The sequence below is a fragment of the Actinotalea sp. genome, assembly GCF_041597215.1.
Taxonomy (GTDB): domain Bacteria; phylum Actinomycetota; class Actinomycetes; order Actinomycetales; family Cellulomonadaceae; genus Actinotalea.
On record NZ_JBFHHB010000162.1, the window covers coordinates 1 to 7282 of the forward strand.

A 7282-nucleotide genomic window follows, 5' to 3' on the forward strand; every position below is an offset into this window, starting at 1 on the left:
AGCCAGCGGTGCTCGTTCCGCGCCAGGGGCACCGCCTGCGCCCGGGCGGGCAGCCGCGCGGCCAGGTCCGTGCCGATGCGGACCATGACGTTGTCCCAGCCGCGGCTGGCCACCCGGCGGGGGAGCTGTGCCAGGTCGGGGTGCTGCGCCGCGAGCAGCCTGCCCACGAGGCCCGCGTCGACGGCGACCTCGTGGAGCGGGTGGCGCGGTCGGCCTCTCGCCCTCGTCGGTGCCACCGGGTCAGCCTAGGGCCGGAGGTCTCCGCGCGGCCGGGCGGGGACCGGGCACGCCGGAGCCGTGCCTCAGGCGTCGAAGGCCCTGATCGCCTCGCTGAGCACCGACGCGGCGACGTCGGCGAGTGCCGTCCCCTGCGGCGGGGCGTCGCCGGACCGGATCGCCGCCCATCCGCGCACCAGGGCGTCCCGCGCCTGCGCAGGGCTGTGGCCCGGCGCCGTCTCCAGCACCGCAGGGACCAGCCACTCGGGGTCGAGCGTGCCCGAGGGTGGGGCGAACACGCGCTCGCCTGAGGTCCAGTCGGTCGGTCCGCTCGTCATCGCACCAGGGTCGCAGGCGGTGCGCCCGGCCGCCCGGGGACGGACGGCCTCAGGGCAGGGTCAGCTCGCGCGAGCGGTCCCATGGCTCGGTCCAGCCGAGCGCGTCCAGCAGCCTGTCCAGCACGATCGCGGTGAAGCCCCACACCAGGTGGCCGTCCAGATCGAACGCCGGGGTGCGGAAGGCCGGTGCGCCGCCCGGCCGCAGGCTCGCGACCACGCCACGTCGCCCGGGGTCCACCAGGTCGGCGACCGGCGCCCGGAACACGTCGGCGGACTCCCGGCGGTCCACGACGCCGACCGTCGAGGGCGCGTGCCACCAGCCCACCACCGGGGTGACCAGGTGGCGGCTGACCGGGAGCGGCACCTCGCCGAGCGCACCCAGCACCTCCACCCCGGTGGGGTCGAGGCCGGTCTCCTCGCGTGCCTCGCGCAGGGCGGCCTCGACCGGCCCGGCGTCGGTCGGGTCCACGCGGCCGCCGGGGAAGGCGACCTGGCCCGGGTGGTGGGTGAGCTCGTCGGAGCGGGCCACGAGCAGGACGTCGAGATCGCCCGGGACGGCTGCCGACACGTGCTCGGCGGGGACCGCGTCGAGCACGCCGAGGAGCACCAGGACCGCGGCGGGGCGCAGGGCCGAGGCGTCGCCGGGGATCGGGGGCCAGGTGAGGCCCCGGTCCACCAGTGCGGCGAGCTGGTCCCGCGGGGCCGGTGGCCGCGACCGTGGCCCCTGCCCGGTCGCGCTCACCAGCCGTCGGGCAGCGGCCTGCCCTCGTCGTAACCCGCTGCCGACTGCAGGCCCACCACCGCGCGCTCGGCGAACTCCTCGAGACTCGCGGCCCCGGCATAGGTGCAGGCGCTGCGCAGGCCGGAGGTGATCTGGTCGATCAGGTCCTCCACACCGGGCCGCGCCGGGTCGAGGAACATCCGCGACGAGGAGATGCCCTCCTCGTACAGGCCCTTGCGCGCGCGCTCGAAGGCCGAGCCGCCCCTGGTCCTTGCCGCCACGGCCCTCGCCGAGGCCATCCCGAAGCTCTCCTTGTACAGCCGCCCGGAGCCGTCGTCGTGCAGGTCTCCGGGGCTCTCGTGCGTGCCGGCGAACCACGAGCCGACCATCACCTGCGAGGCGCCTGCCGCGAGGGCCAGCGCGACGTCGCGCGGATGACGCACGCCCCCGTCGGCCCAGACGTGCTTCCCGAGCCGCCGTGCCTCGGCGGCGCACTCGAGGACGGCGGAGAACTGGGGACGGCCGACCGCCGTCATCATGCGGGTCGTGCACATGGCCCCGGGGCCGACGCCCACCTTGACGATGTCGGCGCCCGCCTCGACGAGGTCGCGGGTGCCCTCGGCGGTCACGACGTTGCCTGCCACGACGGGCACGGCAGGGGAGAGGGAGCGAACGGCCGCCAGCGCGTCGAGCATCCTCTGCTGGTGCCCGTGCGCGGTGTCCACGACGAGCACGTCGACCCCGGCCTCGAGCAGGGCTGCGGCCTTGCCGGCGACGTCGCCGTTGATGCCGACGGCCGCTCCCACGCGCAGGCGGCCGGACCCGTCGACGGCGGGGGAGTAGACGGAGGAGCGCAGGGCACCCGTGCGGGTCAGGACGCCGACCAGCACGCCCGAGGCGTCGACGACGGGGGTGAAGCGTCGCCGTGAGCGGTGCAGCCGCTCGAAGGCGGTCTCCAGTCCGTCCGGGCCGTCGAGCACGTCGAGACCCACGACCGTCGGGTCCGTCGTCATGACGGTGCCGACCTGGGTGAAGCGGTCGACTCCCTGGCAGTCCGCCTCCGTCACCACACCCACCGGGCGTCCGTCGGTCAGCACGACCGCCGCACCGTGGGCCCGCTTGCCGATCAGGGTCAGCGCGGTGTGCACGGTGTCGCCAGGGGCCACCACCACGGCGCTCTCGACGACGGTGTGCCGTTCCTTGACGGAGGACACCACGTCGGCGACCACCGCCGTCGGGATGTCCTGCGGCAGGACGGCGATCCCGCCGCGACGGGCGACCGTCTCCGCCATCCGCCGCCCCGAGACGGCGGTCATGTTGGCGACCACGAGCGGGATGGTGGTCCCGGTGCCGTCCACGGCTGTCAGGTCGACGTCGAAGCGGGAGGCGACGTCCGAACGGGACGGGACGAGGAACACGTCGCCGTAGGTCAGGTCGGTCGCGGGGGTCTGGCCGGTCAGGAAGCGCATGGGTCAAGGGTAGGGACTGCGAGCGGCTCCCCGGACGGAGCGGACGCAGACAGCCCCGATGCCGGTCCCTCGTGGACACCGGTGGTGGCACCCGGTGGAGTCGCGATCCGCGTGACGGGCGCACCGCCGACCCAGACCTTAGGATGCTCAGATGGCTCTGCTGCCCGGGATCACCACGCCCGCCGACGTGCGGGCGCTCCGCCCGGACCAGCTCGGCGAGCTCGCCGACGAGATCCGGACGTTCCTCGTCCAGGCCGTGTCCCGGACGGGTGGCCACCTGGGGCCCAACCTCGGTGTCGTCGAGCTCACCGTCGCCCTGCACCGGGTGTTCGAGTCGCCGCGCGACACGATGGTCTTCGACACCGGGCACCAGTCCTACGTCCACAAGCTGCTGACCGGTCGCGGGGACTTCTCCGAGCTGCGCCGACGCGGTGGCCTCAGCGGGTACCCCAGCCGCTCGGAGTCCGAGCACGACGTGGTGGAGAACTCCCACGCGTCGACGGCCCTGAGCTGGGCCGACGGGATCGCCAAGGCCTACGCGCTGCGCGGCAGTGTCGACCGGCACGTGGTCGCGCTCATCGGCGACGGCGCGCTGACCGGCGGGATGGCATGGGAGGCGCTGAACAACATCGCCGCCGGCCAGGACCGCCGGCTCGTCATCGTCGTCAACGACAACGGTCGCTCCTACGACCCGACCATCGGTGGCCTTGCGCACCACCTCGACTCCTTGCGGACCACGCGCCGCTACGAGGACGTGCTCGCCTGGGGCAAGCGCATCCTGCGGAGGTCGGGCCCGCCCGGACGGTTCGCGTACGACGCCCTGCACGGTCTCAAGAAGGGCATCAAGGACGTCCTCGCGCCGCAGGGCATGTTCGAGGACCTCGGTCTGAAGTACATCGGGCCGATCGACGGCCACGACGTCGCGGCGGTCGAGGTCGCCCTGAGCCGGGCGAAGGCCTTCGGCGGCCCGGTGATCGTGCACGTCATCACCGAGAAGGGTCGTGGCTACCAGCCGGCCGAGCAGGACGTGGCCGACCGCTTCCACGCCGTCGGCCGGATCCACCCCGAGACGGGGCTGCCCGTCGCACCCTCGCGTTTCGGCTGGACCTCGGTCTTCGCCGACGAGATGGTGCAGATCGGTCACCGCCGCTCCGACGTCGTGGCGATCACCGCTGCGATGCTCCAGCCGGTCGGCCTGGCGCCCTTCGCCGCGGAGTTCCCCGAGCGCGTCCATGACGTCGGCATCGCGGAGCAGCATGCCGTCACGTCCGCCGCGGGGATGGCCTTCGCCGGCCTGCACCCGGTGGTGGCCGTCTACGCGACGTTCCTCAACCGGGCCTTCGACCAGGTCCTCATGGACGTGGCGCTGCACCGCGCGGGGGTGACCTTCGTGCTCGACCGTGCGGGCCTGACCGGCGACGACGGAGCGAGCCACAACGGCATGTGGGACATGGCCCTGCTGCACCTGGTGCCGGGGCTCCGCCTGGCCGCCCCGCGGGACGAGACCACGCTGCGCGCGGCCCTGAGGGCCTCCGTCGACATCGACGATGCGCCGAGCGTCGTCCGCTACCCCAAGGGGCCCCTCCCGGAGGCGCTCCCTGCCGTCGACCACGTCGACGGCGTGGACGTGCTCGCCCGCGGGACGGGTGCCGGCGCCTCGGTGCTCCTCGTCGGAGTGGGCGCCATGGCCCATGTCGCCGTCGAGGTGGCGGGCCTCCTGCACGAGCAGGGGATCCGCGCCGACGCGGTCGATCCCGTCTGGGTGCTCCCCGTCCCCGACGCCCTGGTGAAGCTGGCGGGCGAGCACGAGCATGTCGTGGTCCTGGAGGACGGGCTGGTCGACGGTGGGATCGGCGCCCTGCTGGGTCAGCGCTGCGCCGGAGCAGGGATGCGGACCCCGGTGCGCTCGATCGGCATCCCGCAGGCCTTCCTCCCGCACGCCACGCGGGCCGAGCTCGTCGAGAGCCTCCGGCTGCGCGCGGAGGACATCGCCGAGGACGTGGTGGGCTGGATGACCGCGCGCTGAGGTCCCGGGCGACGTCCGAGCGCGGGCCGATTCTCGCCGCGCTGTCGTGGTGAGGGGCCACGTCCTCACGTAGTGTGATTCACCTCACGCGACGCACGGGGGTGCAGGACCGAAGGTCCCGGGTCATCCCATGTCTTCCCCCGTAGCGTGAACGTCAACGACGCCGACGACGAGGGAGAACAACTGCCATGGCGATCACCGCAGACCAGGGGAACGCGGTCACCCCGCAGCCCCACGAGCCCGAGTCCGCCTGGCGCAGCTTTGTCGCCGGCCCCTGGCAGGACGGGATCGACGTCCGCGACTTCATCCAGCGGAACTACACCGAGTACACCGGTGACGACTCGTTCCTCGCCCCCGCCACCGAGCGCACCACGGGCATCTGGGCCAAGCTCTCCGCGATGTTCCCGGAGGAGCGCGAGAAGGGCGTCTACGACATCGACGCCGACACGCCGGCCCTCATCACGGCGCACGCTCCCGGCTACATCGACCAGGACAACGAGCTGATCGTCGGCCTGCAGACCGACGCCCCGCTCAAGCGCGCGATCATGCCCTTCGGCGGCTGGCGCATGGTCGAGAACGCCCTGAAGACCTATGGCTTCGAGGCCGACCCGAAGGTCGCCGAGATCTTCACCAAGTACCGCAAGACGCACAACAGCGGCGTCTTCGACGTGTACCCGCCCAACGTCAAGGCAGCGCGCAGCTCGCACCTGATCACCGGGCTCCCGGACGCCTACGGCCGCGGCCGCATCATCGGCGACTACCGCCGTGTCGCCCTCTACGGGGTCGACGGCCTCATCGCGGCCAAGAAGCTCGAGCGCGCCGAGATGATGATGGAGCGTTCCACCGAGGACGTCATCCGTGAGCGCGAGGAGAACGCGGAGCAGATCCGCGCCCTCGGCGAGCTCAAGGAGATGGCAGCCTCGTACGGCTTCGACATCTCCGGTCCGGCGACGAACGGCCGTGAGGCCGTGCAGTGGCTGTACTTCGCGTACCTCGCGGCCGTCAAGGAGCAGAACGGCGCAGCGATGTCGCTCGGCCGCACCTCGACCTTCATCGACGTCTTCATGGAGCGCGACATCGCCGAGGGCACCCTCACCGAGTCGCAGGCGCAGGAGATCATCGACGACTTCGTCATCAAGCTGCGGATCGTGCGCTTCCTGCGCACCCCGGAGTACGACGCCCTCTTCTCCGGCGACCCGACCTGGGTCACCGAGTCGATCGGTGGTCTCGGCGAGGACGGTCGTTCGCTCGTCACCAAGAGCTCCTTCCGCTACCTCAACACGCTGTACAACCTGGGCCCGGCCCCCGAGCCCAACCTCACCGTGCTGTGGAGCCCGGAGCTGCCGCTCGGCTTCCGCGAGTTCTGCGCGAAGGTCTCGATCGACACCTCGGCGATCCAGTACGAGTCCGACGAGCTCGTGCGCAACCAGTGCGGCGACGACGCGGCGATCGCCTGCTGCGTCTCGGCCATGTCGGTCGGCAAGCAGATGCAGTTCTTCGGCGCACGGGTGAACATGGCCAAGGCGCTGCTCTACTCGATCAACGGTGGCCGCGACGAGCTCTCGGGCAAGCAGGTCGCCCCGGTCACGGCGCCCGTCGCCGGTGACGTCCTCGACTACGCCGACGTGCACGCCCGCTACGACGTGCTGCTCGACTGGCTCGCCGAGACCTACGTGGACGCGCTCAACTGCATCCACTGGTCGCACGACAAGTACGCCTACGAGCGCATCGAGATGGCGCTGCACGACCGCGTCATCCTCCGCACGCTCGCCTGCGGCATCGCCGGCCTCTCGGTCGCGACGGACTCGCTCTCCGCGATCAAGTACGCCAAGGTCACCCCGATCCGCGACGAGACCGGCCTGATCGTGGACTTCACGACCGAGGGCGAGTACCCCGTCTTCGGCAACGACGACGACCGTGCGGACGAGATCGCCGTCGAGCTCGTCAAGAGCTTCATGGAGAAGATCCGCAAGCAGCCGACGTACCGCGACGCGGTGCACACCCAGTCGGTGCTGACGATCACCTCGAACGTCGTCTACGGCAAGCACACCGGGAACACCCCGGACGGCCGTCGCAAGGGCGAGCCCTTCGCCCCCGGCGCCAACCCGATGAACGGGCGCGACACCCACGGCATGCTCGCCAGCGCGCTGTCGGTCGCCAAGCTCCCGTACGACGAGTCGCAGGACGGCATCTCGCTGACCTCGACGGTCGTTCCCTCGGGCCTCGGCCGTGACCGTGCGGAGCAGGTGACGAACCTGGTCGGCCTCCTGGACGCCTACAACGTCTCCGAGGGCTTCCACGTCAACATCAACGTGCTCAACCGCGACACCCTCGAGGACGCGATGGAGCACCCGGAGAACTACCCGCAGCTGACGATCCGGGTCTCCGGCTACGCGGTGAACTTCGTCCGCCTCACCCGGGAGCAGCAGCTCGACGTGCTGTCCCGGACGTTCCACGGCGCTCTCTGAGCACCTTCGGGACACCGTTCCACGGCAGCACGGTGGGCCCGCCC

Annotated in this window: 5 protein-coding genes and 1 pseudogene; 2 read left to right on the plus strand and 4 right to left on the minus strand. The window is 72.0% G+C overall.

Annotated elements, in window-relative coordinates:
• The 4 genes and pseudogenes from ABWK99_RS11440 to ABWK99_RS11455 all read right to left on the minus strand — a co-directional run.
• Positions 1 to 236 (minus strand): annotated as a pseudogene (locus ABWK99_RS11440) (hypothetical protein); the annotation flags it as partial.
• 66 nt (positions 237 to 302) lie between these two features.
• A complete protein-coding gene (locus ABWK99_RS11445) occupies positions 303 to 554 on the minus strand; it encodes a hypothetical protein (protein WP_372594830.1) in 252 nt (83 codons plus the stop codon).
• Positions 555 to 603: 49 nt separating this feature from the next.
• Positions 604 to 1296, minus strand: a complete 693-nt coding sequence (locus ABWK99_RS11450) for a CoA pyrophosphatase (protein WP_372594831.1) — start codon at positions 1294 to 1296, stop codon at positions 604 to 606.
• Positions 1293 to 2744, minus strand: a complete 1452-nt coding sequence (locus tag ABWK99_RS11455; RefSeq protein ID WP_372594832.1) for a GuaB1 family IMP dehydrogenase-related protein — start codon at positions 2742 to 2744, stop codon at positions 1293 to 1295. Before ABWK99_RS11455 ends, ABWK99_RS11450 begins: the two co-directional genes overlap by 4 nt.
• A gap of 151 nt (positions 2745 to 2895) precedes the next feature.
• Between ABWK99_RS11455 and dxs the strand changes: the two genes are divergently transcribed.
• The gene (gene dxs, locus ABWK99_RS11460) at positions 2896 to 4770 is read left to right on the plus strand and encodes a 1-deoxy-D-xylulose-5-phosphate synthase (protein ID WP_372594833.1); all 1875 of its coding nucleotides are present in this window, start codon (positions 2896 to 2898) and stop codon (positions 4768 to 4770) included.
• Positions 4771 to 4958: 188 nt separating this feature from the next.
• Complete coding sequence (gene pflB / locus ABWK99_RS11465; protein WP_372594834.1) at positions 4959 to 7238, plus strand: formate C-acetyltransferase; 2280 nt, start codon at positions 4959 to 4961, stop codon at positions 7236 to 7238.
• The last annotated feature ends 44 nt before the right edge of the window (positions 7239 to 7282 follow it).